We start from the raw sequence: 26,119 nt of genomic DNA on the forward strand, positions 1-26,119 counted from the left end.
GGGGCCGCGGTCAGGGCGCGAGGACCTTGGCGAGGACGGCGAGCAGCTCCGGCGCGCTCGGCGGGGCGAGCCGCGCCGCGAGGTGGCCGTCGGGGCGGACCAGGAAGGCGGTCGGCTCCCGTACGTCGTACAGGCGGCCGAACTCGCCCCGCCCGTCCCGGAAGACGGGCACCGGCGAGGCGCCGTCCGCCCCGGTGTCGGCCAGCACCGCGAAGATCGTGACCCGGCCCGGCGCCGCGTCCCGGACGGCGGCCGCCAGGGCGCCGAAACCGTCCGCGGTCGGCCCGGGCCCGTACAGCACCAGCACGTGTTCGCGGCCGCGCAGCAGGTCGAAGAGGCGCAGCGGGTACGTCGCGACCGCCCGGGCCAGCCCGCCGCAGTCGGGGGCCCGGTCCCCGCCCCGCGGCCCGGGACCGTCGCCCGCATCCTCCACGAGGGGGCTCCCCCGGTACCCGACCAGGAGTTGGGCCTCGCGCAGCATCAGCGTCCGCGGGTCGCCCGGGTCCGCCTGGACCCCGTGGGCGGCGTGCCGGACCGTACGGCCGACGACCTCCTCGCCGACCGGCCGGCGCTCGGCGTCGTAGCTCGCGAGCAGGCCCGGCGCCGCCGCGCCCTCGACGGCGAGCGCCAGCTTCCAGGCCAGGTTCCAGGCGTCCTGGATGCCGGTGTTCATGCCCTGCGCCCCCGTCGGCGGGTGGATGTGCGCGGCGTCCCCGGCGATGAGGACCCGCCCGTCCCCGTACCGGTCCACCAGCCGGTGGCTGATCCGGAACACGGAGGACCAGCGCAGCGCGGACGCGGTCGTGGGATGCGGCGACAGCCGGTCCAGGACGGCCTGGACGTCCGCCAGTCCCGGCTCCCGCCCGCCGCCGGCGCCCAGCCCGTGCACGATCTCGTCCCCGCCGTCGTCCCCTCTGCCGTACGCGGCAAGCTCCGGCGCCACCTTCATGGAGACCCGGTACCGACCGGCGCCGGGCAGCGGGACGCACACCAGCACGTCGTCGACCTCGCCCTGCGCGTCGTGGTCCATCGCGCGCACCGCGTAGCCGTACGGGAGGTCCCACCCGAGCTCCACGTCGGCGAGCATGTACTCCTCGGGGAAGGCCCCGCCCTCGAAGGACAGCCCGAGCCCCTTGCGCACGGTGCTGTGCGCGCCGTCGCACCCCACCAGGAAGCGGGCGCGCACCTCCTCCGCACCGCCCGGGGCGCGCAGCAGACAGGTCACCCCTTCGTCGTCCTGGGCGAAGGACACCGGCTCGGTGGACCGCTCGATGCCCGTCCCGAAGCCGTTCAGGAAGCCCTCCAGGACGCGCTCGGTCTCGTACTGCGGCAGCGCGGCGAAGCCGTACGGCACTTCGGGCGGCAGCACCATCTCCAGCCGGGACTCCGCGACGCCGTTCACGTACGTCAGCTGCCCGCGCAGCGGCACGGCCAGATCGAGGGCCTCCCGCACCAGGCCCATCCGGTCCCAGAGCTCCAGGGTGCGCGGCTGGACCCCCACCGCCTTCGCGTACGGCAGCCGGGCCGGGAGCCGCTCGACGAGGCGACACCGCACCCCGCGCCGCCGCAACTCACAGGCCGCCGTCAGCCCGACCGGCCCGGCCCCGACCACCAGCACGTCCGTGCCACTTCCGGAGGTATCCACCACAGCGTCTCCCGGGACCCGTCCCCCGCGCGATCGCCCCCGCCTCCCCATGGTGCCCCCGGGACCCGGCCCCGGCACCCCGGCCAGGCCGTTGCCTAGTACGTGGGGCAGAGGTGTGTGTGCACCGCGTCCAGGATCTTGCCGGCCTTGGCCGGACCGAAGCCGTCCGGGTGGGTGGGCGAGGTGAACCGCTGGTTCGTGAGGTCGGTCTGCTTCTGCTTGTCGGTGGGGAAGCTGGCGATGGTGTCGCACTGGTTGCGACCCCGATCAACCGCCTTGTCGGGCTTGGTGTTGACGATGTCCGGATCGATGGCCGCCAGGGCGGCGAGGTACTTGGCCTGTGTCGCCGCATCCGGCTTGGGCGGAATCCCCTTGGCCTTGGACGTCTCGGCGGCGCCCGATGGCTTGCTCGTCGCCGGGGGTGCGGCAGGAGCGCTGCTCGGCGCGGCGGAGGAAGGGGCCTTCGCCGGCGGCGCGGCGGTGTCCTTGTCGCTGCCACAGGCAGTGAGCCCCGCGGCGGCGATGACGACGGACAGTAAAGCGGTGGCGGTGCGGTGGTTCACGGCTCTCCCCTGTGTGGTTGCTGTGTTCACCAGAGTCGATCGCTCACCGTGGCCAATGGTTGTACACCACGTCGCAAAACCGATCCTGCCGGCACTCTCCATCGAGATGGGCACGCACACGCAAACAGGTCCGGGTGCTACTCGTGTGAGTAGCACCCGGACCTGGTGTTTCAGCTGTCGGGGTGGCGGGATTTGAACCCACGACCTCTTCGTCCCGAATGAGGTCCACCCAAGATCCCCACCTGCACGGATGACGTTTCCCCTGGTCAGCGCATCGGCCTCGGCTGTTCCGGAAGGGTCCGTGATGGTCTCGGCGGGCCGATCGGCTCCCAGATGGCTCCCAAGCCTCCAGGCGACATCCTGGGAGCCACTAAGCTTGGGGGCGCTCGATAACCCCCGTTATCGAGGTCATGTGGGGAGCTAGCCGGCCAGTGGCCATAGCGTTCGGGTCCAGGGGAGGCAGACACGCCGCCGGAGCAGGCGGCTGCCCTGTGGACAAGATCGCGAGAGAGGGGTGGGCGCCATGGGTCACCAGTCAGTTGCGGCACCGGACTCCTCTCGCACCTTCGTGGCAGTGCCCTACGTTTCGATGTCCGAGATCGCGACCCTCGCCGGGGTAAAGCGCCCCGTGGTGTCGACCTGGCGGCGACGGTACTCGGACTTCCCGGCACCTGTTGCGGAAAACGCAGGCCGGCCCCTGTTCGATGGCGGAGAAGTGACGCATTGGCTGATCTCCGCCGGTCTGGGAAATACCGACCCAGCGGAACTCCGCACCGAGGTGGCCCTCTTTGGCATCGCGGCGCTGACGGACCGATTCACGGCATGGCAGTTGATCGAGGTGATCGGAAGCCTGCTCTGCCTGCGCAAGCTCGACGCTCGACCGCTGGCCGGAGCCGACTCGCCTGGCGGATCCGCGGCCAATGACCAGACGCTCTGGAGCGCTGTGATGCGGCGAGCGGAGCGCATGGACGCCGAGGACGAGTTCATCCTGCGCGAGCTGCGTTCAATGGATGCGGCCGCGGCCCCGCTCGCTTGTCTTGCCGAGGATCTCGTCGAAGCTGCATACGGCGAGCATGGCGCGTACGAATGGCTTCTTTCCTCACGTGTCCGGCTCGGTCTGGACGCCCTTTTCGCTGATGCTGTCGCCCCCGAGCTCATCGCTCTGTTCACGCAGCTGGCGGATGTCCCGCCCCGGCTGGAAGGCGGGGAATCCGTCACAGTCGCCGACCCGCATGCCCGTACGGGCGACATGCTCGCCGCAGTCCTTCGGAAGGCGGACAACAGTGAAAACATCACCGCCCTGGCCGCCGATCCGGATGTACGGTTCGCCCGCATCACCAGGCGTCGGCTGCTGCTGGCGGGCGTCGATGAGCTCGCACTCGACGTGCAAATTGGTCACGAGCTGGAGGAGCGCCTCGCGGACCCTGACGTCATCGTGACCCAGCTTCCGTATCGCCCTGGCGAAGATCGATCGGTGCAGGCCGCGCTCGAAGGGATTGAACGCATTGCTGATCTGCTGGGCCCCGGTGCCATCGCGCTCGTCCTTGGGCCGGCCGACGCCCTGGTGGATGCGCTTCGAGGTACGGAGGAGTCCCGGCTGCGGTCCGCTCTGTTGCGGGGCAACATCGTCGAAGCGGTCATCGCGCTACCCGGCGGTGCACTGCCCTACCGTCCTGGCTATCGACCAGCTCTGTGGGTGCTCAACCGCAGCCCCATCCCTGCGGCTGAGGGAAAGGTGCTGCTTGCCGACATCAGTGCCGAGGCGCTGACCGAAGGTGTGCGACGCCGACTTGCGGACGACATTCTCCTCTGGCGTGCCGAGGGATTCCGGGCGATTGATGGCCATGACCCGCGTTACGGGCGTGCCGTGGATGTGGCCATGCTGGACCGTGCATTTGGCGGTCCGCTGACCCCGCCCACGCTCCCGGCGTCCGCGCTGCTCTCCCGCACGGTCTCAGAAAGGCCTGCGCTCATCGCCGAAACCGAAGCTCACCTGGAGCGGGCGGTGTTGCGGGCGCGCTCGTACGAGGACGAGCGCGGCGCGTATCGCGGCCGTGTCCTTCGACGCATTGGCCGCATGCCCAGGCGAACGACGCTCGGTGCGTTGATCGCTGAGGGCAGGGTCGCCAAATTGAGGGGCTACCGTCTCGCTGAGGAACACCTCACGGCGCAAGGTCACCATCGTGTCCTAGGCCCGGAGGAGATCACCGGTCAGAGCCCTGTCGATTCCCGAGCCATGGACCGTCTGGTCCTTGCCACAGCATATGACCGAGTCGCGCTCACTGAACCTGGCGACATCATCTACACCCTGGTCCCTCGGCTGGGGACCTTCGTTGACCATGAGGGCTTCAGCATTGTCGCCTTTCCAGCACGCGTCCTTCGCGTCGATCGCGACGCAGAGCGCCAGCTGACGCCTCGCGTGCTGGCTTCGCTGCTTGGTGCTGCCCGTAACACCAGCCGAAGCCCCAGTGCTGTTCGAGCCGCCCGCCGCATCGAGGACTACCAGTTGCCAGACCTCGAACCGGATGACGTGGAGCGCTTCGATGCCCTGCTGGCTGAGACTGAGCAACGCGAGGGACTTCTCCGAGACCAGGCCGAGGCCCTCGCCGAGGCCCGTCGGCTGACCGTCGCCGGCCTCGCGGATGGGACCCTCACCCTCGACCGCAGATGATTCGGCCCACAGCCACCACAACGCCGCTGGCCAACCCAAACCTGTAACCGATCAGTCCTGAGGAAGTAGGAACGATGCCTCCGCGCAAGCGCGCCGCCGCCGGACAGGGCGAACTGCCCGGCGTTTCCAGCACCAAGGAGATCCAGGACATCCTGTGGAAGGCCGCCGACAAGCTCCGCGGCTCCATGGACGCCGCACAGTACAAGGAGTTCGTCCTCGGCCTGGTCTTCCTGAAGTACGTTTCGGACGCCTTCACCGAACGGCGTGAGGAGCTCGCCGCTGACCCCGAGCTTGCGCAGATTCCTGAGCATCGTCGGGCTGCATTTCTGGAGGAGAAGGACGAGTACACCGAGAAGAACGTCTTCTGGGTACCGCCGACTGCCCGATGGGACCACATCGCGGAGAACGCGGCCAGTGCGGAGGGCGGCGTAGGCAAGCTCCTCGACGAGTCCATGGACGAGGTGATGAAGGCCAACAAGGCCCTCACCGGGGTCCTCCCGAAGATCTTCAACCGCGATAACGTTGATCAGAAGCGATTGAAGGAACTGGTCGACCTGATCAGTGACGCCCGCTTCACCGGTCACGGAGATCGGCCAGCGCAGGACGTACTTGGCGAGGTCTACGAGTATTTCCTGGAGCGCTTTGCGCGTGCCGAGGGCAAGCGTGCCGGCGAGTTCTACACCCCGGCAAGCGTGGTGCGGCTGCTTGTTGAGGTTCTGGAGCCGTACGAGGGTCGGGTTTACGACCCCGCGTGTGGCTCCGGCGGTATGTTCGTGCAGAGCGGCAAGTTCGTCGCGAAGCGTCGCGGTAAGGACCACACCCACGACATTGCGGTGTACGGCCAGGAGGCCAACGAGCGCACGTGGCGACTGGCGAAGATGAACCTTGCCATCCACGGTATGGATCCTAAGGGCGTGGGCGAGCGGTGGGCGGACACGTTCGCCGACGACAAGCTGCCTGACCTCAAGGCCGACTTCGTTATGGCCAACCCACCGTTCAACATGTCCGACTGGGCCAGGAAGACGGAGGACCCTCGCTGGCGGTACGGCACCCCGCCGCAGTCCAATGCCAACTACGCCTGGCTCCAGCACATTATTTCCAAGCTGGGAGACCGGGGCAGTGCAGGCATCGTCCTGTCGAACGGGTCCATGTCCTCGAAGCAGTCGGGGGAGGGCGAGATCCGCGCAGCTCTGGTTGCAGCAGACCTGGTTGCATGCATGGTCGCCCTACCAGCCAACCTCTTTCGCACGACGGCGATCCCAGCATGCCTATGGTTCCTGACGAGGGATAAGTCGCCGCAGGGCGCGAAGGCTCTGAACGACCGGCGTGGCCGCGTGCTTTTCATCGACGCGCAGGCGATGGGCAAGATGGTCGACCGCACGGAGCGCATCCTCACGGACGAAGACCTGGAGAAGATCTCTGATACATATCACGCGTGGCGCGGCACCAAATCGGCGAAGAAGAAGGAACTTTCGTACGAGGATGTGGCAGGTTTCTGCTACAGCGCGACATTGGAGGAGATCGAGAAGAACGATCACGTACTCACGCCAGGACGGTACGTAGGCGCGGCGGAAGTCGAGGAGGACCCGGACGCAGAGTCGGTAGACGAGCGTATCGCGCGGCTCACGAAGCAGCTATACACGCAGCTTGACGAATCAATGCGGCTGGATGCGGCCGTACGTGAGCAGCTTGGGAGGGCCGATGGCTGAATGGAAGTACGTAGAGTATCAGGACCTTGCGGCAGCGGAACGAGCCGCTTTCTCTATGGGGCCGTTCGGCTCGAAGATCACCAAGGATAACTATGTCGCGGATGGTATTCCTGTTGTTCGTGGAGTGAACCTGGCCAAGGGGGTTTTCGTTGATGACGAATTTGTCTTCATTGATGAAGCGAAGGCCGATGAGATCATGTCAGCAAATGTCGATCCTGGTGACTTGATTTTCACGCATCGCGGCACCATCGGGCAAGTCTCCATGATCCCGCGTGCTCCGAAGTTCGATCGCTATGTGATCGGATCTAGCCAGGTAAAGACGCGGCTTGATGAGTCGGTGGCTCTACCCGAGTTCTACTACTACTGGTTCCGGTCGAGTGAAGGGCGGGCGTCCATTCTCGCGCACGCCTCGACTGTTGGCGTGCCGGGCATTGCTACTCCGCTGACGTCAATTCGAAAGCTGAAGGTGCCTCTTCCGTCGCGAAAGGAACAGGAAGCTATTGCGGCAGCTCTTGGTGCGCTCGATGAAAAGATTACGATCAACGAGCGCATTGTCGCCACCGCGCACTCGCTCGGACTCGCTTTCTATGAGCGAGAAGCGGCCTCGAGCGAAGCGATGCGCATGGAGGTTGGAGCGCTTGCCTCAGTGGTTACGCGTGGTGTAGCACCGAAATATTCCGAAGATCCAGATGAGCTTACGGTTCTTAATCAGAAGTGCATTCGTGATGGCCGCGTAAGCCTTGCTCCGGCGAGAAAGACGGCGGGAGGGAAGGTGAAGCCCCCCAAGCGTCTTGTTCGGCATGATGTACTCGTTAATTCCACAGGTGTAGGGACTCTGGGGCGTGTGGCGCGTTGGACCAGTGCCGATGAGGCAACGGTTGATTCGCACGTGACAATTGTTCGCCTTGACCCTGAGAAAGTCGATCCAGTCTGTGGCGGATTTGCCTTGCTCAGCGCGCAATCTCAGATCGAAGCGATGGGGGTCGGTAGTACAGGACAGACGGAGCTTAGGCGCTCTCAACTCGAGGAGCTACAGCTCGTGATCCCTCTCGCAGCGAGGCAAGCGCAGCTTCGAAGCCGGCTGGTTGCACTAGAGATCCGAAGTGGCGCTGCCCTCGCAGAATGCGACACCCTCGGTGTTCTCCGTGACAATCTGCTCTCCCAGCTAATGTCAGGCAAGCTTCGCCTCCGCGATGCGGAACGAATCGTGGAGGACGCGGCATGACGAATGTGAACGTCTCCGCCAAGCTCGACGTCAAGATGACTGAGGCCACCTGGGAGATTCTCGCCATGGATGGGCTTGCCGAGCTCGCCTGGAAGGTCAAGGAGGGCAAGGACATTGTCCCCGGGTCGGGGCACCGCAAAGACTGGGATGACCTGATCTTGCATGGCGAGCTCCAGGCAGCCATCGAGCGGCTGAACCCCGAGCTGCCAGCCGCCGCTGTGCACGAGGCCCTGCGAATTGCCGTGGACCCGGCCTCCACCGAGGCATACCCGGAGAACAAGCAGGCGCACACCAACCTCACTGCCGGCATCCGGCTCACGTACACGGACGGCTTCGGGGCCGAGCAGACACCCACCGTCCGGCTCGTCGATTTCACCGACCCTGACGCGAACACCTACCTCGCTGTCAACCAGGTCACCGTTCGTGACAGCGACGGCAGCCACCGCCGCTTCGATGTCATCCTCTACGTCAACGGCTTGCCTCTCGCCGTCATCGAGCTGAAGAGCGCCGCCGCCGAGAACGCGACCCTCAAGGACGCGCACGCGCAGCTCCAGACTTACGTCGCCGAGTTCCCGATCGCCTTCCGCTACAACGTCCTCTGCCTAGTCTCGGACGGCATCACCGCGAAGTACGGCACGGTCTTCACCCCGTACGAGCACTTCGCGCCCTGGAACGTGGACCAAGACGGCGACCCCGTCGACACCAACGCACCCGACTATGACGGTCTGGAAGCGCTGAACCTCGCGCTGCACGGCCTGTTCACTCAGTCCCGTTTCCTCTCCCTCACCCGCAACTTCGTCAACTTCACCCCCACCGGCAAGCGCATCGCGAAGCCGCACCAGTACTACGCGGTCACCAAAGCCGTGGACGCTATCGTCACCGCATCGCAGACCAATGGGCAGGCGGGCGTGGTCTGGCACACGCAGGGTGCCGGCAAGTCCGAGGAGATGGTGGAGACCTCTGCGCTGGTTGCCCGCCACCCTGCCCTGAACAACCCCACCATCGTCGTGGTCACGGACCGCAATGACCTCGACGACCAGCTGTACGACACCTTCCGGGACAGTCAGACGCTGCTCGGCCAGGAGCCCCGTCAGGTTGAGACCCGGGACGAGCTGCGCACGGAACTGAAGAGCCGGAACGTCGGCGGTATCATCTTCACCACCCTGCAGAAGTTCGGCCTCAGCAAAGAGGAGAAGGCCGCGGGCACCAGCCACCCCCTGCTCTCGGACCGCCGCAACATCCTCGTCGTGGTGGACGAGGCGCACCGCTCGCACTACGACAGCCTCGATGGCTATGCCCGCCACCTGCGTGACGCCCTCCCGTACGCAACGCTCATCGCCTTCACCGGTACGCCGATCTCGAAGGCAGACGCTGACACCCGCGCGGTCTTCGGTGAGTACATCGACGTCTACGACCTCACGCGGGCAGTCGACGACGAGGCCACTGTCCGCGTCTACCACGAACCGCGGGTCATCGATGTGTCCCTGCCCCCAGACGTCGATCCTGCGTCCATCGACGAGAAGGCCAGCGCCCTCACCGAGGGCATGGACGACGCCGAGCGTCGGCGCGCCATGCAGTACGCCGCCACGATGAACACGGTCTACGGCGCACCCGACCGCATAGCCAAGCTCGCAGACGATCTGATCTCCCACTGGGAGAAGCGCCGAGAGCTGGTGAAGCCGGATATCGGCGGGCCTGGCAAGGCGATGATCGTGTGCGCCACGCGGGAGATCTGCGTCAAGGTGTACGACGCGTTGGCCGAGCGTCGCCCTGAGTGGGCGAGCAAAGAGGTCGACCAAGGTGTCATGAAGATCGTTTTCCATGGCGATCGCACCGACCCGGAGCACTTGCGTAAGCACGCCCTGCGCAAGTCCCAGCAGAAGGTCGTTCAGGCCAGGGCCAAGAAGCCGGACGACGCGCTCGAGCTGCTCATCGTGCACTCGATGCTGCTCACCGGCTACGACGCGCCGCCCATCCACACCCTCTACATGGACCGCCCCATGCAGGGCGCCAACCTGATGCAGGCCCTGGCCCGTGTCAACCGCCGCTTCCGCGGCAAGCAGGATGGTCTCCTCGTCGGCTACGCCCCGCTCACCGACAACCTGAACCGGGCCCTGGGCGAGTACTCGCGCAGGGACCAGGAGGACCAGACCCTCGGGGCGGACATCGAGCGGGCCGTCACGGAGGTCAAGAACGAGCTCACCACCATCAAGGGCCTGCTGGCCGGATCGCGTTGGAAGGAACACCTCGCCGACACCGCTCATCCTGAGCCGCGTAAGCGTGCACTGCGCCTGACCTCCAACTATCTGCGTGATCCGAAGACTCTTGGCAACAAGGTGGAACCCGGCGCCAAGCCGCTCTCAGCTCGCTTCAAGGACAGCGCGGCCCGCCTGGATCGCTTCTACCGGATCTGCGCCATGAGCAAGGAGATCGCCGAGCGCTGTGAGGACATGGCGGACTGGCGGCGCGACATTGCCTTCTTCAGCGAGGTGCGCGCGTGGATGGTCAAGCTGGATGCCGCCGACCGTGAGGCGACGGGCCAGCCGCTGACTGCCGAGGTTCGGCGCTATCTCGAAGCGCTCGCCGCCTCTGTCGTTGATGCCGACGCGATCACCGATCTGTACGCGGAGGCGGGGATCGGCAAGCTCGACATCACCCGTCTCAACGAGGCTCAGCTGCGCAGACTGGAGCAGTCCGAGACGCCGCACCTGGTCGCGGAAGCCCTGCGCCGCATGATCGAGCAGAAGATGCGCGAGGTGACCAAGCACAACGTCGTCCGGCACGAGAGCTTCTCCGAGCGGCTGAACGACCTGATGAGGCGCTACATGCTTCAGCAGCTCACCAGCGCCCAGGCGATTGCCGAACTTGCGGCGCTGGCCCGACAGGTGTCGGAAGAGGCGCGCCGGGGCGAGCGGTTCGACCCGCCGCTGAACCACGCGGAGCTGGCCTTCTACGACGCGGTCGCCCACCGCGACATGGCCGAGCTGGTCGTTGGTGGTGACGAGAAGCTGGCTGAGATTGCCCGGGCCCTCGTCGCAGACATCCAGAACAACCTGTCCGTCGACTGGCTCTCACGGGAGCCTGTCCGCGCCAAGCTGCGCACCCGCATTCGGCGGGTCCTGGCCATGTTCGACTACCCGCCTGAGGAAGAGCGTGTGGCTGTCGACCTGGTCCTCAAGCAGATGGAGACCTTCGCGGCCAAGTGGGCACCCGGCGCAAAGTGAATGACCTGGCGGGCTGCCATCGGCAGCCCGCCAGGTGACCTCGACTCTCAAGGGCATTCCCAAGCTGGATTTTTTGATAACCCTGGTTATCAAGAAATCCGTAGGGCTAGGCGCAGCGATCTCCCTAAAGTTCTGTTCCAGCGGGGCCCGAGCGGCCCAGCGTTCTCGCCCCACTGGACTTTGGAACTCAGGGAGTTGACCGTGGAGAACCACCCCGAGCACACCGCGCAGCTTGATGTCCCGACGGGGCTCTCCAGCCTTCTGGAGGACCGCCTGGACTCGTCGAGTCTCTCCCACACGGCCAAGGCGCTGCTTCAGGGGACTCTCGGCGACCGCGACTGCGCGGCGGCATTGATCACGGGGCGCGTGTACCTGGACTCCGTTTCCGTTGCAGGCTTCCGTGGCATCGGTCGCAAGGCATGGCTCTCCCTCACACCTAAGCCTGGTGTCACCCTCGTCGTGGGGCGTAACGGCTCGGGCAAGTCGAGCTTCGCCGAAGGGATGGAGACGGCCTTTACCGGGAAGAGCGCCAGGTGGGACGGGCGAAGCCCGGCGTGGCGCAGCAACTGGCGCAATCTGCACGACGGTGCCGCCCCGAAGATCGAGGTCAAGCTCCGCCTTGAGGGCGATGCCAAGCCCAGCACTCTGTCGTGCACCTGGTCGGGCGACGATGTGACGCTCCCCGAGGTTGCGTTCAAGCGGCCGGGCCACAGTGCGGGTGCCTTCGCGGAGGCGGGTTGGCAGCAGCCGCTGACTGATTACCGGCCGTTCCTGTCCTACTCCGATCTCGACCGGATGATCGGCGGCAAGCCCAGCGAGATGTACGACGCCGTCGCCACGATTCTCGGCCTGGGGCAGCTCACCGCCGCGGACGACCGCCTGCAGCTCATGGAAAAGGCCATGAACACGGCGCTGAAGAGCGCTGAGGCCGAGGTGCCGGAACTGCTAGAGATGCTGTCTGCCCTGGAGGACCCTCGGGCAGAGGCGGCAACCGCCGCACTCGGATGTGCTGGTTCCCCGGACTTCGACGCTGTGGGCTCGCTGGTGGACGGCCTGCCCGGTGTGGACCACGGGTACCTTGACTCGCTGCGTGCCACGGCCGCACTGTCCGGACCTGATCTCGACGCGGTCGGCTCCGCGGTGGAACGGCTCCGCGAGGCTGTGGCCGTGATGGACGACGTACGCGCGTCCGGCGCTGAGGACGCTCATCAGCGGGGTGCACTGCTCTCGCAGGCCCTCGAACATAGCCGTCGGCACCCCGATGAAGCCGCATGCCCGGTATGCGGGTCCGACCGGCTGCTGGACGACTCGTGGGCAGATTCGGCTGCTGACCAGATCGCCATCCTGACGGGGGAAGCTGCTGCCGCGCAGGATGCACGTGCCGAGCTGCGGGACTCGATGGACTCCCTGCGGTATCTGGTCAGCCAGGCACCCGCGTGGGTGCCGGCCGGCCTCGTGGATCCGTGGGAGGAGTGGTTCGCCTGCCGGGCGATTGGCGACGCCGGACAGCTCGCCGCCCGCGCCGAAGACGCGACCCTGGTGTTGGCCGACGCCTGTGCCGTCATTCGAGCGGACGCGATCCGGGAGCTGGAACGGCTCGACGAGGGCTGGCGCCGGTCAGCTGGTCGACTGGCCAGCTGGCTCGACCGGGCTCGTTCGGCTCATGCGGACAAGTTCCGGCTGCGCCAGGTCAAGGCCGCACGCAAGTGGCTCAAGGAAGTCGGTGGCGAGCTGCGGGAGGAAAGGCTGCGGCCTTTCGCAGACCATTCTCAGCGGATTTGGGAGGAGCTGCGGCAGCAGAGCAACGTGGATCTCCGATCGGTACGTCTGGCCGGCAACGACAAGGCCACCGTGCGGAAGCTGGTCATGGATGTCTTGGTCGACGGCACGGAGGCATCGGCACTTGGCGTCATGAGCCAGGGGGAGCTGCACTCTCTCGCCCTCTCGCTCTTCCTTCCCCGCGCCGCTGCACCCGACAGCCCCTTCGGGTTCATCGTGATCGACGACCCGGTGCAGTCCATGGACCCCGCTAAGGTTCACGGGCTCGCGAAGGTCCTGCACGACCTCGGGGGAACGCGGCAGGTCGTGGTGTTCACCCACGACACACGGTTGCAGCGCGCCTTCCACAACCAGGAGCTCCCGGTGACGGTGCTTGAGGTGGAACGCGCAGACCGGTCTGCGGTGACGGTGCGCGCGGAGACCGACCCGGTGGCGCAGGCGGTGGCGGATGCGCGGGCCCTCGCCAGCACGAGGGATTTGCCGGCGGCGGCCATGACTCACGTGCTGCCCGGCATCTGCCGGACGGTGCTGGAGAGCGCGTTTGTCGAGGCCGCCTGGGTGCGGCTGCACCGGGCGGGGAATCCGGAGCACGCGGCCGAGAAGGCGGTCTCCGGCGCTACCACGCTGCGGAAGATTGCCGCTCTGGGGCTGTTCGGGGATGCCACGAGGACGGGTGATGTCTACCGGGAGCTGCGCAGGCGGTGTGGCCCGCGCGCGGTGGACCTCCTTAATCAGTGTCAGGAGGGCGCCCATCCCACGGGCACGAACATGCTGAATCCGCACCGGTTCGTGGACGAGATCGCAGCCATCGCACAGAACGTACGCAAGCCGGAGGAGCCCCAGCCGTGAATGCCATCGTCCATCAGCTGCTTGTGACTGCCGACCGGCTCCTCACTGACGCGCCCGCTGCCATGACGGCGGGCCGGTACCGGGGGGCCGCCTTCGCTCTGCGCACCGCATTGGAGGCAACGGTCTCCGACGCACTTCTCAACGCGCCGACTGGAATCCGGCACGGGTCGACGCGGGCGAAGTTTCTCTGCCTCCGCAGCTGCACCGAGGCGCAGACCGCCCGTCGGGCGAAGGCCGTGTGGGGACTCCTCTGTCTGGGATGCCACTACCACCAGTACGAGATCGGTCCGACCGAGGACCAGCTGCGTCTCTGGCGCTCGGAAGTCGGCCTGGTGATTGGCCTGTTGAATGACTCAGGCCGCGCTGCTGTGTGCTAGCGCCGGGGCTCTGCCGGCAGATGGCCCCAGAAGCAATCCGGCACGAGGCCCCTCTACGTGGACCACGTCGATTCCTGGTCTTGGGCGGGGTAAACGTTGCCTGGTAGCCAAGCAGCGAGGCGCTCAGCCGGGCTCAGTGCCGCCTTCCGCCACTGGGGCACCGCGCTCCCCGACGGCTTGACTGACGTCACGTCCGTCCCACCCATCGGATGTGCGCCAAATGAGAGAGACGCCGAGCAGCTGGCGGAGGGCATCCGACACGACGACGCCCGACGGCAAGCCGACAACGGCCAGGGATCGGATAGCGGAGATCGTGGGCCACTACGGGGGGTGACATAAGGAGTTCGCCCCACAGGATCGTTTGAGCCCACTCGCGGACCGAACTTGCCCTGTCGAGCGCGGGAAAGCGCCTTGTTTGAACCATACAGTTTGACCGGGTCCCCCGGGTCCTCATACCTCCCGGTGCCACGTACTTCACGCGTCGTCGTTCCGCACGGCTTCGAGGGCTCGCACAATGGTGCGTATTGGGATGCGTTCTTGCTCCAGGCGGAGGTGGGGTCGGTGGGTGCCGTCGCGGAGACCCTGTTCCAGCTGCGCCTCCGCTTTACTGAGATGCCGAGGGCTTTCCAGCGTCTGGGATCTCTCTTCGCCCCAATGCTCCTGGTGGGCGAGGAGGGTGGCGGTATCCATCAGGAGCGATCGGGTGTGGGGAAAGCGGGCGCGTACCTGGCTGAGGATGGCGAAGCCGTGGGTGTCGATGTCACCCCAGTAGTGGAGGTCGACATCGGCGAGCCAGGGGAGGTGTCGCAGCAGAGCGGCGGCGTATCCGGAGCCGAGGATGGCGATGGCATCGGGCATGGGTGGTAGGGACAGGTACGTGACTTCGTTTTCCAGGACGAAGACGGTGCGGATCCCGGCTGGCTTGCTGGTCAGTTCGGTCGCACGGACGGCGAACTCACTGAACGGGCCGGGCGCCGAGCCGAGGTGGCGCAGCCGAATGTACGCGGGCTTCCTGAGGAAGCCGTAGCGGGCAGCGAAGTCACTCCTGGGGGCACCGATATGGATGCGGTCGTGCGGCAGGGAGCGATCGAGCAGTTCGCTGAGGATGCCCTTGTTGTTCTCGATGAACTTCGTATCCACGCCGGGGACGTCGATCTGCCGCAGGTACAGCTCGACGGTGGTGTGGTCGCGGATCCAGCAGGTGGTCTCGACGAGCCGCAGCCAGTGACCGGTGTTTCGCAGGACCTTCATCGGCTGGTCCTGCATCCACTGGGCGAGGACCGGGTCGCGCTGGACGGTCTGCTCGTGGAGAGCGTGGAAGAGTTCGACTTCGGCGGCGACTCCCAGGAGTGACCAGAGGTGTTCGCGGGTGTCCACCCAGACACGTTCAGGTACGGGGTTGGCAGGGATACCACCTCGGCCCCCGACGGTCTTGGTCTGGATCCGCAGCTGGGGGTGCCGGTCCGGGGCCCAGGACTGCGCCCAGGCCAGGACCTGCTCGTAGTGGTGCAGGACATCGGCTGCGGCGGGGCCTTTGAGGGGCGCGCCGATGGGTTCGAAGTCCTGGCCTTGGGCGGCGCTCGCGAGGTACTGACCGCTGGTCCATTTACGGCGCAGGGCTTCGATGACCTGCTGGGGGCGTGTCCATGCGGCCTCGGTCACCGCTGGGCCTCGGTGGTGATGTCGGCCTGGCGCGCTGCCGCCTTCTGGGCCAGGTACTCCTCGATGGTGAGGGTGGTGAGACGGGATCGGGTCTTGTCGGGACGGTCAACGTAGCCCACGCGGGTGACGTGCGGTTCGATGACATGGAGCTTCTGGAGCGGTGTGACCACCAGGAGTTGGAGGCCAAGGCGCTGGAACAGGTCAAGTGCGAAGTGGGCAGAGGCGTCGTCGCCGCGTCCGAAGGCTTCGTCGATAACGACGAAGTGGAACGTCTTGGCCTTTTGGGCAGTGGGGTCGATGCGGAACTGGTAAGCGAGGGAAGCAGCGAGGATGGTGTAAGCGAGCTTCTCCTTCTGCCCGCCGGACTTGCCGCCGGAGTCGGAGTAGACCTCGTGCTCGGTGTCGTCAGCGCGGTTGAGCTCGCTGGCGGAAAAAACGAACCACCGGCGCACGTCGGTGACACGAGCAGTCCAATCCGCGTCGATGCGGGTGAATTCCGGGCGCCCCTTGAAGCGGTCGAGGAGGCGCTTGACCTGGAGGAACTTGTCTTCGGTGTAGGCGGTGTCGGTGTCGGTGGCGAGCACGTCGGTGGTGCAGGCGCGCAGGTCGTGCTGGAACTCACGGATCTCGACGTTCAAGGTCGCCGCGGCGTTGAGGCGGACGTAACGCCCCGGGTTGTAGTCGATGGCGGCCAGTGAGGTGTTGATGAGGTCGATACGCTCACGGATCAGCTCTTCCTGGGCACCAAGCTTGGCCTGGAAGCCAGCGATGTCGCGGATGACGTTGGTGCGCAGGTATTGCAGGAACCTCTCCTCGAATCGCGGCAGGTCCTCGCCCGTCAGTCGCAGGTGCAGCGCCCGGTAGCCCTCGGCGGACTCGACGTTGTTGTCCAGTTCAGCGGTATGGACCGGGTATTGGGTCTGGAACACCGTCATCAGGGCTGATGTCTGGTTCCCGAGACGCCGCAGGGCTTCCTGCCGCTTGCTGCCAGCGCGTAGCAGCTCGGTTTCGGCCTCGCGCTCCTTGTCCTCCAGTAGTTCCAGACGGCTCTGCTCGTCGCCGTCCGTCGGCGGCAGGAACGGGGTGAGCGCCTGTACGTGCTGCGCCACGGTGTCGAGGTCGCACGTGGCTAGGAACGCGGCGGTCTTGGCGAGTTGTGCGGTGATGCGCTGGGCGTCGCGGCGAAGGCCGCCCAGTTCCTCCTGCCCGGCGCTCAAGGTCGCGCTGCTCTCGACGAGTTCCGTCTTGATCTGTTTCAGTTCGCCGGTTAGCTGGTCCAGGCCAGCCTCAGTCTCCAGGGCCTTCTTCTGCTGCTCCAGCTGCTCGATCTCCGCAGTGACGGTGTGCCAGTCAAGGTCGATGTAGTCCTCGACGCTGGCAAGGAGGGTGAGGGCGGCGCTCACACCGGCGCGGGCCTTCTGCTGCTGCTCTACCTGCCGGGTGCGCGCGGTGATCGTCGCGCTCTCGCTGGTCAGGCGTGCTGCCTCAGTGAGGAGGGCGTCGAGCTTGGCCTGGTTGCTCCAGCCGAGAACCCAGTTACGCCGGTCATCGATGCGGTGGGCATCGTTCTTCTCGTGGCGGCCACCGCTGCTCTTGACCAGGCCCTGGCGTGTGACGGCGGACCTGGTGGCCTGTGTGAAGGTCTCCAGATCTTGGGCGCACAGGTAGTTTGCGCGGGTGCTGAGTTGGGCGGCGAGCCAGGCATGGGCCCAGTTGTCTTCCTTGAGTTCCAGCTTGCCCGCGAGCACCGTGCGGTCGCCGGGCAGCGCGGCTGCGGGCGTGTGCGCGGGGACGTGGTAGTAGACGAGCTTCAGGCCCAAGTGGCGGCCGTTCACCCACGCCGAGACCGCCTGGTAGTGGGCGTGCGGGACCAGGAGTGACAGGGCGAAGCCGCGCAGGACACGCTCGGCCGCACCGGCCCAGGCGGCTTCGTCTTCCCTCACCTGGATCAGCTCGCCGGCGAACGGCAGGTCCTCGTCGGCAACACCGACGGCGCCGGCGAGCTCGTGACGCAGGTCCACCAGCTTGGCGGGGATACTGGAGCGCTGCTGCTGCAGGCTGGTGATCTCGCGCCGGTTCTCGTCGGTGGCGGTGGTGTTGTCGCGGCGCGCGACGGCGAGATCGTCCAGCTCCTGGCGGTCGCGCTGCTCTTGTTCATCGACCTTCGTGCGAGCGGTGCCAATCTCATCCGTGCGGTCGCGGAAGGAGGCTACGCCGGTGATGGGTTCCAGGCCGGCCTGGGCAAGCCAACCCCCGTGCTCGCCGGCCCGCTTGCGGCGCCGTTCGCGTTCGCGGCCGAGCTCGTCGATCGCGCGGGCCAGGGACACGAGTTTCTCCCCGCCGACGCCGTCGATGCGGCGGCGCAGGCCGTCCGCGGTCTCACGCAGCCGCTCCAGGTGCTTCTCACGGGTTGCCTGTAGCTCCGCCAGTTCCCCCGTGCGCGTGCTGAGGATCTGGTTGCGCGTGACCAGGAGGCGGTGGCGGTGCTGGGCGAAGAACGCTGGAACCGTCTCGCGGCGCTCGGTCAGGGCGGTGATCTCGCTCTGGACGGTGTCGTGGCGCTTGCACGCCTCGACGATGGGCGCCAGGTGCTCGATCATCTGCCGGGCGAGGACGACCTCGTCGTGGCTGGCAGTGAGAGCGTCGAAGTGGCCGACGATCTTGTCGACTTCGGAAGCCGCGTCGAAGGGTTCCAGCATCCGGTCGCGGATGAATTCGTCCAGGCTGCCGACGGCCTTCATCGACACGGTCTGGTGGAACAGGTCCAGGGCCTGCTCGCTGGGGATGCCCAGGCCGCGGCGCATTGCCTTGCCGTACTGGGTGTAGCTGCTGCCGTGGATCGTGGCGCCGCGTTGCTTCAGCTGCCGGCGCAGGTCCGCGATGTCGGGGCCGAAGCCGGTGAAGTCGGCGTCGATGGACAGCGGGACGGCGGCGGTGAGGTAGAACCGCTCCGGCTGCCCGGTGCTGGTCTCGGAGGTCCAGTAGAAGACCTGCGCGAGCGTGAGATGGGTGCCGAGTGCGTAGTTTGTGAAGACGCCCAGGATCACGCTATAGGAGGAGGCGTCACGCAGCCCCACGGGGCGGGTGCTGCCGGTCGCCTCGACTCGCTCATTCTTGTGGTGGCCAAGGACGTAGGAGCGCAGGTCACGCTCCTTAGCATTGGCGCCCGCGGCCTTGTTGTAGGCGATTTTGTAGGCGGGCAGCAGCAGCGTGGTCATCGCGTCCACCAAGGTGGACTTGCCCGAACCGACGCCCCCGGTCAGCAGGACACTGCGCCCGTCGACGGTGAAGGCGCAGTTAGTGCGGTGGAAGGTGCCCCAGTTCAGCACCTCCAGGCGGGCAAGCCGGTAACCGGGGCCGACGCCGAAAGTGCCGGGGTCTGCGGTGCTCTGCTGCGGGATGAGCATGGCCGGGCTGGCGATCAGGGTCATGCGTGGTCCTCGGGGGTGGTGGAGACGGTGTCGCGGTAGGTGGCGAGGAGGTCGTTGAAGTCGCTAAGGACCTGGGCATCGACCAAGGCCTTGATGTGCCGCCGGACCTCGTACGTGCCGGGCTGCTTGGTGGGGCGCAGGGCCTTGAGGTCGCATAGCCTCTTGATGTCGGTGTCGATCTGGTCCACGAGCTGGGCCTCGTTGCTGCGCTTTGGCAGAAAGCCGCGCATCATCTCGACCATGTCGTCGCGCGTCAGCACCAGGCGCGTGTCGGAGGAGGTGGCGTCGCTGTCAGCAAGCCGCCCCCGCAGGAGGGCCAGCATGAGGCTGACCGCGAACGAGAGCCGGTGGCGGGTCACCAGCCTCGGCACAGTCGCGCCGTCGTCGCGGGCGTCGGTGTCGAGCTGCCGGGTGTAGGCGTAGCCCTCCGCGCGGTCGATGACGAGGTCCACGCCGATCACGCGCAGGTAGTCGCCGATCGCCGCCTGCTGGGCCAGGATCTGGTCCCAGACCACCGGGGCGTCGCCTTGGTAGATGACACCCGCCTTCAACAGGTGCACCACGGGAATGGTCCGGGCGTCGCTCACTGCTGCTCCACCTCTCCGGCGGCCTGGCCGCCCTCGCTCAGTACGAAGGTCACGTGCGGCACCGTGGCCCGAGAGCGGCCGGGCGCGTCCACGCGCTGATAGACCAGCTGGTCGGTGCGGTCGCGGTCGATAACCACGTCCAGGCCGGGGTGCTCCAGCTGGAAGTACGTCAGCAGCTCCGCTAGCCCCAAGCTCAAGGGGTGATCCTCGACGACTGCCGCCAGGCTCACCTGGCGACTCGAACTCGCGGCGACGGCCGCCAACACCTGCTCGGTCAGCACCTCCGGGTCGACGTGCACGCCGGCGAACAACTCGGAGACGTCCACCTCGGCGTCGTCGAACGCCTCGGCCACGCTGGTGTCCAGTTCCACCCGCTCGACCGGCATGTACAGGCGCCGCTCCATCGGCAACGCCAGCTCGACCTGCGGGACGTCCAACTCCATACCAGGCAGGTCGGGCAGGTCGGCAAGCTCAGCGACATGACGCTGGATGGAACGCACCAAGGCCAGGACCCGGCGGTCCTCCACGCGCGTGCGGTCCACCAGGAAGCGCCGCAACTGCTCCGTCAGTTGCCGGACCGTGTCCTGGGTGCTCTCGGCCGCCTCGAGCCACGCGAACGGGATCTTGAGCAGATTCCGGTTGGCCTTGCCCGCGAGCTGTGGCAGCTGGTTCACCTGCCCCAGCAGCTCCCGCAGCTCGTCTTGCCGGTCGGGGGACAGCAGGTAGTCGAAGAACGCCTGGAAGCTCTGCCCTTGATCGGACTGTGCGATCTCGTCCCGGTCCATGAAGAAGGCGGCCAGCAACTCGCCCTTGCCGCCCTCAGCGGTGGCCACCTGCTGGCGCAGGCGCCGGTCGAGCTCCCGCAGATTCTCCTCGACCTCACGGAAGTCACGCAGCAGCTCGACCGCGGTGCTCTCCACCTGCTGGTAGCGGTCCAGCAGCGCGAGCGGGGACAGCACCTCCACTTCCCCTGTGAGAAGCCCCGCGATCTGCGCGTCGATCCGGTCGCGTTCCCGGCGCAGTTCATCGATACGCGCCTGCGGATCGGTCTCGGTGCCGAACGCCATCTGCCGCAGCAGCTCCACGATCGTGTTCAGCCGGGACTCGGTTCCGATGAACGACCGCGCCGGAAGGCCACTCACCCAGGCGACGGCCTTCTCCAGGGTTGGGGTCGCATCGAAGTGCGCCTCGTCCTCACCAGACGGGTAGTACTTGCGCAGCCACCCGTTGTTCGTCCACTCCGTCAGATACGCAGCGGCCGACCGCGGGAAGGAGGCCGGGCCGCGCTCATTCAGCATGTAGAGCTGATCGTCCAGGCGGGAGACCAGCACCGTCTCCGGAACACTGCGCGCGTTCTCGTCGACGAACACTGTGGCGCAGAACGACAGCACCAGCGGCGCGTTGTCCGCACGCAGCAGGCGCCACGCCGGATGGTCGACAAGACCCGCGACATCATCGAAGTCCACGCACCCCACCTTGATCGCGCATGTACAGACCTATGCCTGCCCCCGGACCGGAGCCGACCAAGCCACCCTAGGAGCAGCCACTGACAAAACCCAGCAAAACGAACATGGGTGCGAATTACGTGCTCGCCGCAGCCTCCAGCCCGACGCGGACTGTCGCACAGCCTGGTGCGCCCGCTCGTTGCGGAGCCGGCTTCTGCCCCCGATGTACGACGTGTAGCACCCGCCTAGAGAGGGGCGTCATTCGGCCAGGTCGTGTGCCATCGCCGTGATTGCGTTGCGGGGGACTTGCGAGGTCCCTATTCTCGTGGGCAACGCGTAGACGGAGACGAGTAGCCACGGATCACGCGAGCAGTAGAGAGCCGCCGGTAGCTGGGAAGGCGGACTCGCACCCGTGGCGAAGACCCTCCCGAGCGCGGGGAGGAAAGGCCCTCGGGCCCAATGCCCCGCCGGTTTGCCCCCGTCATCGGGCTGAATGAGGCCGCCGCTGTCTGGCGGTGGCAAAGGCGTGGTGGCACCGCGAGTACCCTTCTCGCCCACGCTTCCAAGGGATCATGACGACGCCCCTGGAGGGCTGCGATGATCCACACCACTAGCCGCGTACTGGTTTCCGACCTACGCGCGCACCTCGACCAGACCGTCACCGTCTCCGGCTGGGTGAACGCACTCCGGCTGCAGCGCAAGATGCAGTTCGTCATCCTGCGGGACCACTCCGGCATGGCCCAGGTGACCCACAAGCGCGACGGCGGCCCGCTCGAAGCCGTCATCGAATCGCTTTCCCCCGAGTCCGCCGTCCGGATCACCGGACGCGTCGTAGAGGCGGCCCAGGTCAACCTGGGCGGCCTGGAGATCGTCCCCGAAACGATCGAGGTGCTGAACCGGGCGGAGACGCCCTTGCCGATCGACGAGCACACCGGCCCCGAGCACCGGCTCGACTGGCGGTTCCTCGACGTACGCAAGCGGGCCACCGCGCAGATGGTGTTCGCCGCGCAGACGACCCTGGAGCAGGGGCTGCGCGAGTACGCCATGCAAGACGGCTGCACGGAGATGCACACGCCGAAGCTGATGGGTACCGCCTCGGAATCCGGCGCGGAGGTGTTCAAGCTCGGGTACTTCGACCGGTCGGCCTACCTCGCGCAGTCGCCGCAGTTCTACAAGCAGATGGCCGTGGCCGCCGGCATCGACAGGGTCTTCGAGATCGGGCCCGTCTTCCGCGCCGAGCCGTCGTACACCTCCCGGCACGCGACCGAGTTCACCGGCGTGGACGTCGAGCTGTCGTGGATTGACGACGTCGAGGACGTGATGGTGTTCGAGGAGCGGATGCTCGCTCACGCCATCGCGAAGGTCGCCGAGGTCCATGGTGAGGCGATCCGGGAGATCTTCGGTATCGAGGTCGTGGTGCCGGAGGCTCCGTTCCCCAGGATCACGATGGCCGAGGCGCAGGAGATCCTGCGGGCCGGCGGCTGGGACCCCGAAGGCGTCAAGGAGGACCTGGACCCGGAAGGTGAGCGCACCATCGCCGCCCACATGAAGGAGCTCACGGGCCACGAGTTCGTGTTCATCACGCACTACCCGGCCAGTATCCGGCCCTTCTACCACATGCGTCCGGCGGACCGTCCGGACCTGACGCTCAGCTTCGACCTGCTCTGGAAGGGCCTGGAGATCACCACCGGGGCCCAGCGTGAGCACCGCTCCGACGTGCTGCTCAAGCAGGCGGAGGAGAAGAGCATGGACACCGAGCCGATGCAGGACTACATGAACATCTTCCGGTTCGGGTGCCCGCCCCACGGCGGCCTCGGCGCCGGCCTGGGTCGGATCCTGATGGTCATGCTCGGCCTGGACTCAATCCGCGAGGCCGCGTTCCTGTTCCGGGGACCGAACCGCCTCACCCCCTGAGCCAGGGGTACACGCACAGCTGCCCCACCGCCTGTCTGGCGGTGGGGCAGCTGTGGCTCGCTCAGTACCGGTTGTGGCCGAGGTCGAGGGTCCACGCCTCGGCGGGGTTCTTGTCCCAGTGGTCGCGCAGGGCCAGCTCGCGGTCGGCGTACCGGCCACGGCGGCACAGGCCGCCGTGGGAGAGGGTGACGCTGAGCGCGAGCGGCGATTCGGTGGTGACCCAGTGCGGGGTCAGGGCGTGGCTCCACAGCTGGTCGCCTGGCTGCATCGTCACCGACTGCCGGGCCGCCTCGTCGTGCGGTGGGGGATCTTCGGCGGTGGTCTCACCGAGGACCGCGGCTTCGGGGGACAGGTGCTTGTGGGGGTTGTGGTAGCTGTGGAAGGTCTTGACCCCTTGGACCTGCCACACCAGACCGTGCGAGTTGTCGTTGTGGTACGTCGAGGCCGCACCTTCGGTGGACAGGAACAGAATCGGTGCACACCGCTGCCACGTGAATCCCCCTGCCGACAGGTAGGTGCGCCAGGGCACCATGACCTCCTCCTGGAAGCCGGCCAGGATCTCGCCGTAGAAACGGCTGAGGTTGAAGTGCACCAGCCGGAACGGCCACGTGCTGATCTCCTCGACCGGGGCCGTGCGGAACGCGGCTGTGCGCTCCATGCGCACAGCCCAGTCGTCCTCTCCGAGGATCGTGAAGCGCACCTCGTCATCTCGGCGGATGTAATCGAGGATGTCGATCGCCGGCAGGAACAGGTAGTCGAACGGGACCTGCATGCGGAAGTTCGGCGGCTGCCTCCAGTGGGTGCTGAAGTCGTGAGGGTCGGTTACGGAAACCGACGGTTGCACGTGGACCTCCAAGGTCAGGCCGCCGCGCAGTCGCGGGACGAGGGTCGACAGATGGCGGCGCAGTCGGGTACGACGCGGTCTGTGGCCGGCGCGTCGAGGAAGGCTCGGATCTCGGTACGCGGCGCATGAACGCTGATCTCGGATGCGCCATAGGGGCAGTGCCGCACCTCGCCCTTGGCGGACACGTAGAGGGTCGCTGCCCGGCATGGATGGCTCTCCTCCTCGGACAGCTGCATCCGCCGAAGATCGTCGAGGTAGGACCGGTATCCGTTGGACAGGCGGAAGTGCTGACCAAGTGACGCCGTATCGCGCGCCCTCTGCACCAGGGAGTCCTGGACCGATCGACTGTCCCGGCGCAAGGCGTCTTCGGAGAGGAGGACGGGGCTCAGCTGGACGTCGATCCCCTTCCCCGCCACGAGGCCGGCGAGCTGCGCGGCTTCCTCACCGTCTACATCCCAGTAGGTGAGGTGAAGGACTTTCGCGGGGGTGTCCACAGCGTCCAGCGTCGCGACGGCCGAGGCTGCCGTCCGGGTGGTGCGGCCGAGGGCCATGGCGCCCTGTGAGTCGGCGGAGACAGTCACGTTGGTCAGAAGGTGACCGACCTCCGCGAGGGCAGTGACCTCAGCCTCCGAGCGGGCCGAGGTCACCATGGACACCGCCATGCCGAACTGGAGGGCCAGGCGGACGAGCTGCCGGAGCTCTGGGTGGTGGGTCGGCTCACCGCCCGTGAGGCAAACGCCCTCGACCCCGGTCTCCTTCAGCCGCGACAGGGCACGCGTGTACGTGGCGGTGGTGAGGAAGCCGCGGGCGCGGTCGGCCCGGAAGCAGAAGCTGCACGCGACCTCGCAGTGGCCTGCCGTCGAGACCAGTGCCGTACGGGCGGGGGTGATCATTGGACCCCCGTGTTGTCCCAGACCGCGATGGCCACGGTGCTGGTGTAGAAGGCGCACATCTGCGGGTCGGGTGTGCTGCCGCCGATGAGGGCTTGTTCGTTGCGGGATGGGCCGCCGCAGATGGCCAGCGCCGGGCAGTTGCCGCACGCGGGGATCGGCGCGACCTTCTTCGTCGCCCTTGTGAGGCGGCTGGGGTCCGACCGTAGTTCGTCGAGCGTGTGGAGGAACTCGGGTTCGGTGAAGTTGATGTCGCACACGCTGACCCGGTTGCCGGGCAGCAGGGCGGCGTTGAGGCTGCGGTCTCCCTGCATATGGTCGAAGAGCATCGGCCGACGGGTGTCGAGTGCCTGGAAGGCCCGGTCGAGGACGGAGAAGAGCATCCCGCCCTTCCCGAGTGCGGTCAGGCGGGCCTCGTAGAGCTCTCGGGCCAGGTCAGCGCCGTTCACCCGCCACTCGCCCCCGGTGGGGATGGGCGTGTTGACGTAGATGAACTTGAGGCCGAGGTCGTCGATGATCCACTGCACGCTCTCGGCCAGGCGTCCGATGTTCGACGCCGTGGGGGTGAGGTTGCAGCCGACGTGCAGGCCATTCGCCTCGACCAGGCGCCGGACGTTGCGGCGGATGCGGTCGTCCGCCGGCTGCCCGCCGAGGAGTAGCCGGTTCGCCGAGTTGATCCCGGGAGGGCCGTCGATGGAGATGCCCACCCCGTACTCGCGCTGTACGAAGTGGTCGAGGGCCTCGTCCGTCAGACGGGCGCCATTGGTGACGACCGTGCGCCGGACCCGCTCGACGCCGTAGCGGGCGGCGAGGGTGTCGGCGAGTTCGTCGCCGTACCGCATGAGGTCGAAGCGGATGGTCGGCTCGCCTCCGAACCACTGGATCGAGACCTCCTCCTGCCCCGCGTTCTGCGCGAACAGGAACTCAAGGCCGGCGGCGAGCTCCTCCTCCGTCATGTCCGGCTTGCCGCTGTTGGTGTCGACGAAGCAGTACGTGCAGGCCATGTTGCAGCGGTCGGTGAGCACCACCCGGAGGCCGCTTATCCGGCGCGGAGTCGGGTCGATGCCCAGGGTGTGGAGGCGGTGGCGGAGTGCTTCACGGCGGTCGATCACGGGGCCGTCCTGGGTGAAGCCGAGCCCGGCGAGGGCTAAGTGGGTCGCGGTCGGGGGGACTCCGGCGAGGTCAGAGACCTCGCCGGAGTCGAGAAGCACACTCTCCAGCGTGACCGGGTCGAGGAGGACAGCCTCGCCGTCACGGTCGTACTGGAAGTATTTCCCCCACAGCAGCTGGGGAGTGGCCACTGG

The 26,119-nt window shown here is 66.9% G+C and carries 16 protein-coding genes; 7 read left to right on the forward strand and 9 right to left on the reverse strand.

Translation table 11 applies throughout. The features are described 5' to 3' along the window. Nucleotides 1–10: 10 nt before the first annotated feature. On the reverse strand, nt 11–1,696 hold the full coding sequence (locus tag ACIQWR_RS16950; RefSeq protein ID WP_404009680.1) for an FAD-dependent monooxygenase: 1,686 nt from the start codon (nt 1,694–1,696) through the stop codon (nt 11–13). Nucleotides 1,697–1,740: 44 nt separating this feature from the next. Beyond that, nucleotides 1,741–2,208 carry a hypothetical protein gene (locus ACIQWR_RS16955; RefSeq protein ID WP_404009682.1) on the reverse strand — a complete coding sequence of 156 codons (468 nt, stop codon included), beginning with the start codon at nt 2,206–2,208 and terminating at the stop codon, nt 1,741–1,743. Nucleotides 2,209–2,797: 589 nt separating this feature from the next. Between ACIQWR_RS16955 and ACIQWR_RS16960 the strand changes: the two genes are divergently transcribed. From ACIQWR_RS16960 to ACIQWR_RS16985, 6 genes are all read left to right on the forward strand, one after another. Then, entirely contained in the window at nt 2,798–4,879 is a 2,082-nt protein-coding gene (locus ACIQWR_RS16960) for a hypothetical protein (RefSeq protein WP_404009685.1), read from the forward strand. Nucleotides 4,880–4,953: 74 nt separating this feature from the next. Next, nucleotides 4,954–6,588 carry an N-6 DNA methylase gene (locus ACIQWR_RS16965; protein ID WP_404009688.1) on the forward strand — a complete coding sequence of 545 codons (1,635 nt, stop codon included), beginning with the start codon at nt 4,954–4,956 and terminating at the stop codon, nt 6,586–6,588. Beyond that, nucleotides 6,581–7,813: a restriction endonuclease subunit S gene (locus ACIQWR_RS16970; protein WP_404009691.1), complete on the forward strand. Its 1,233-nt coding sequence runs from the start codon at nt 6,581–6,583 to the stop codon at nt 7,811–7,813. The genes ACIQWR_RS16965 and ACIQWR_RS16970 overlap by 8 nt, the downstream gene beginning before the upstream one ends. Next, the gene (locus ACIQWR_RS16975; protein WP_404009694.1) at nt 7,810–11,037 is read left to right on the forward strand and encodes a type I restriction endonuclease subunit R; all 3,228 of its coding nucleotides are present in this window, start codon (nt 7,810–7,812) and stop codon (nt 11,035–11,037) included. Before ACIQWR_RS16970 ends, ACIQWR_RS16975 begins: the two co-directional genes overlap by 4 nt. Before the next feature lie 201 nt (nt 11,038–11,238). Continuing rightward, nucleotides 11,239–13,665, forward strand: coding sequence for an AAA family ATPase (locus ACIQWR_RS16980; RefSeq protein WP_404009697.1), 2,427 nt, complete (start codon nt 11,239–11,241; stop codon nt 13,663–13,665). Beyond that, the gene (locus ACIQWR_RS16985) at nt 13,662–14,042 is read left to right on the forward strand and encodes a hypothetical protein (RefSeq protein WP_404009700.1); all 381 of its coding nucleotides are present in this window, start codon (nt 13,662–13,664) and stop codon (nt 14,040–14,042) included. Before ACIQWR_RS16980 ends, ACIQWR_RS16985 begins: the two co-directional genes overlap by 4 nt. Nucleotides 14,043–14,516: 474 nt before the next feature. Here ACIQWR_RS16985 and ACIQWR_RS16990 read toward each other — a convergent pair whose 3' ends face one another. The 4 genes from ACIQWR_RS16990 to ACIQWR_RS17005 are packed head-to-tail and all read right to left on the reverse strand — an operon-like array spanning nt 14,517 to nt 21,188. Further along, nucleotides 14,517–15,704: a Wadjet anti-phage system protein JetD domain-containing protein gene (locus ACIQWR_RS16990; RefSeq protein WP_404009702.1), complete on the reverse strand. Its 1,188-nt coding sequence runs from the start codon at nt 15,702–15,704 to the stop codon at nt 14,517–14,519. After that, a complete protein-coding gene (locus ACIQWR_RS16995) occupies nt 15,701–19,135 on the reverse strand; it encodes an ATP-binding protein (protein ID WP_404009705.1) in 3,435 nt (1,144 codons plus the stop codon). Before ACIQWR_RS16995 ends, ACIQWR_RS16990 begins: the two co-directional genes overlap by 4 nt. Continuing rightward, nucleotides 19,132–19,722 carry a DUF4194 domain-containing protein gene (locus ACIQWR_RS17000; RefSeq protein ID WP_404009707.1) on the reverse strand — a complete coding sequence of 197 codons (591 nt, stop codon included), beginning with the start codon at nt 19,720–19,722 and terminating at the stop codon, nt 19,132–19,134. The genes ACIQWR_RS16995 and ACIQWR_RS17000 overlap by 4 nt, the downstream gene beginning before the upstream one ends. Continuing rightward, on the reverse strand, nt 19,719–21,188 hold the full coding sequence (locus ACIQWR_RS17005) for a DUF3375 domain-containing protein (protein WP_404009710.1): 1,470 nt from the start codon (nt 21,186–21,188) through the stop codon (nt 19,719–19,721). The genes ACIQWR_RS17000 and ACIQWR_RS17005 overlap by 4 nt, the downstream gene beginning before the upstream one ends. Before the next feature lie 576 nt (nt 21,189–21,764). Here ACIQWR_RS17005 and aspS point away from each other — a divergent pair. Beyond that, complete coding sequence (gene aspS, locus ACIQWR_RS17010; protein WP_404009713.1) at nt 21,765–23,081, forward strand: aspartate--tRNA(Asn) ligase; 1,317 nt, start codon at nt 21,765–21,767, stop codon at nt 23,079–23,081. A 61-nt stretch (nt 23,082–23,142) separates the two neighbouring features. On the opposite strand, the gene ACIQWR_RS17015 is transcribed toward aspS, so the two are convergent. The 3 genes from ACIQWR_RS17015 to ACIQWR_RS17025 all read right to left on the reverse strand — a co-directional run bounded on the left by ACIQWR_RS17015 (nt 23,143) and on the right by ACIQWR_RS17025 (nt 26,116). Continuing rightward, nucleotides 23,143–23,853, reverse strand: a complete 711-nt coding sequence (locus tag ACIQWR_RS17015; protein ID WP_404009716.1) for a hypothetical protein — start codon at nt 23,851–23,853, stop codon at nt 23,143–23,145. An 86-nt stretch (nt 23,854–23,939) separates the two neighbouring features. Beyond that, entirely contained in the window at nt 23,940–24,818 is an 879-nt protein-coding gene (locus ACIQWR_RS17020) for a radical SAM protein (RefSeq protein WP_404009719.1), read from the reverse strand. Next, nucleotides 24,815–26,116, reverse strand: a complete 1,302-nt coding sequence (locus ACIQWR_RS17025; protein WP_404009721.1) for a radical SAM protein — start codon at nt 26,114–26,116, stop codon at nt 24,815–24,817. Before ACIQWR_RS17025 ends, ACIQWR_RS17020 begins: the two co-directional genes overlap by 4 nt. Between the last annotated feature and the right edge of the window lie 3 nt (nt 26,117–26,119).

The organism is Streptomyces sp. NPDC098789 (assembly GCF_044759975.1).
Taxonomy (GTDB): Bacteria; Actinomycetota; Actinomycetes; order Streptomycetales; family Streptomycetaceae; genus Streptomyces.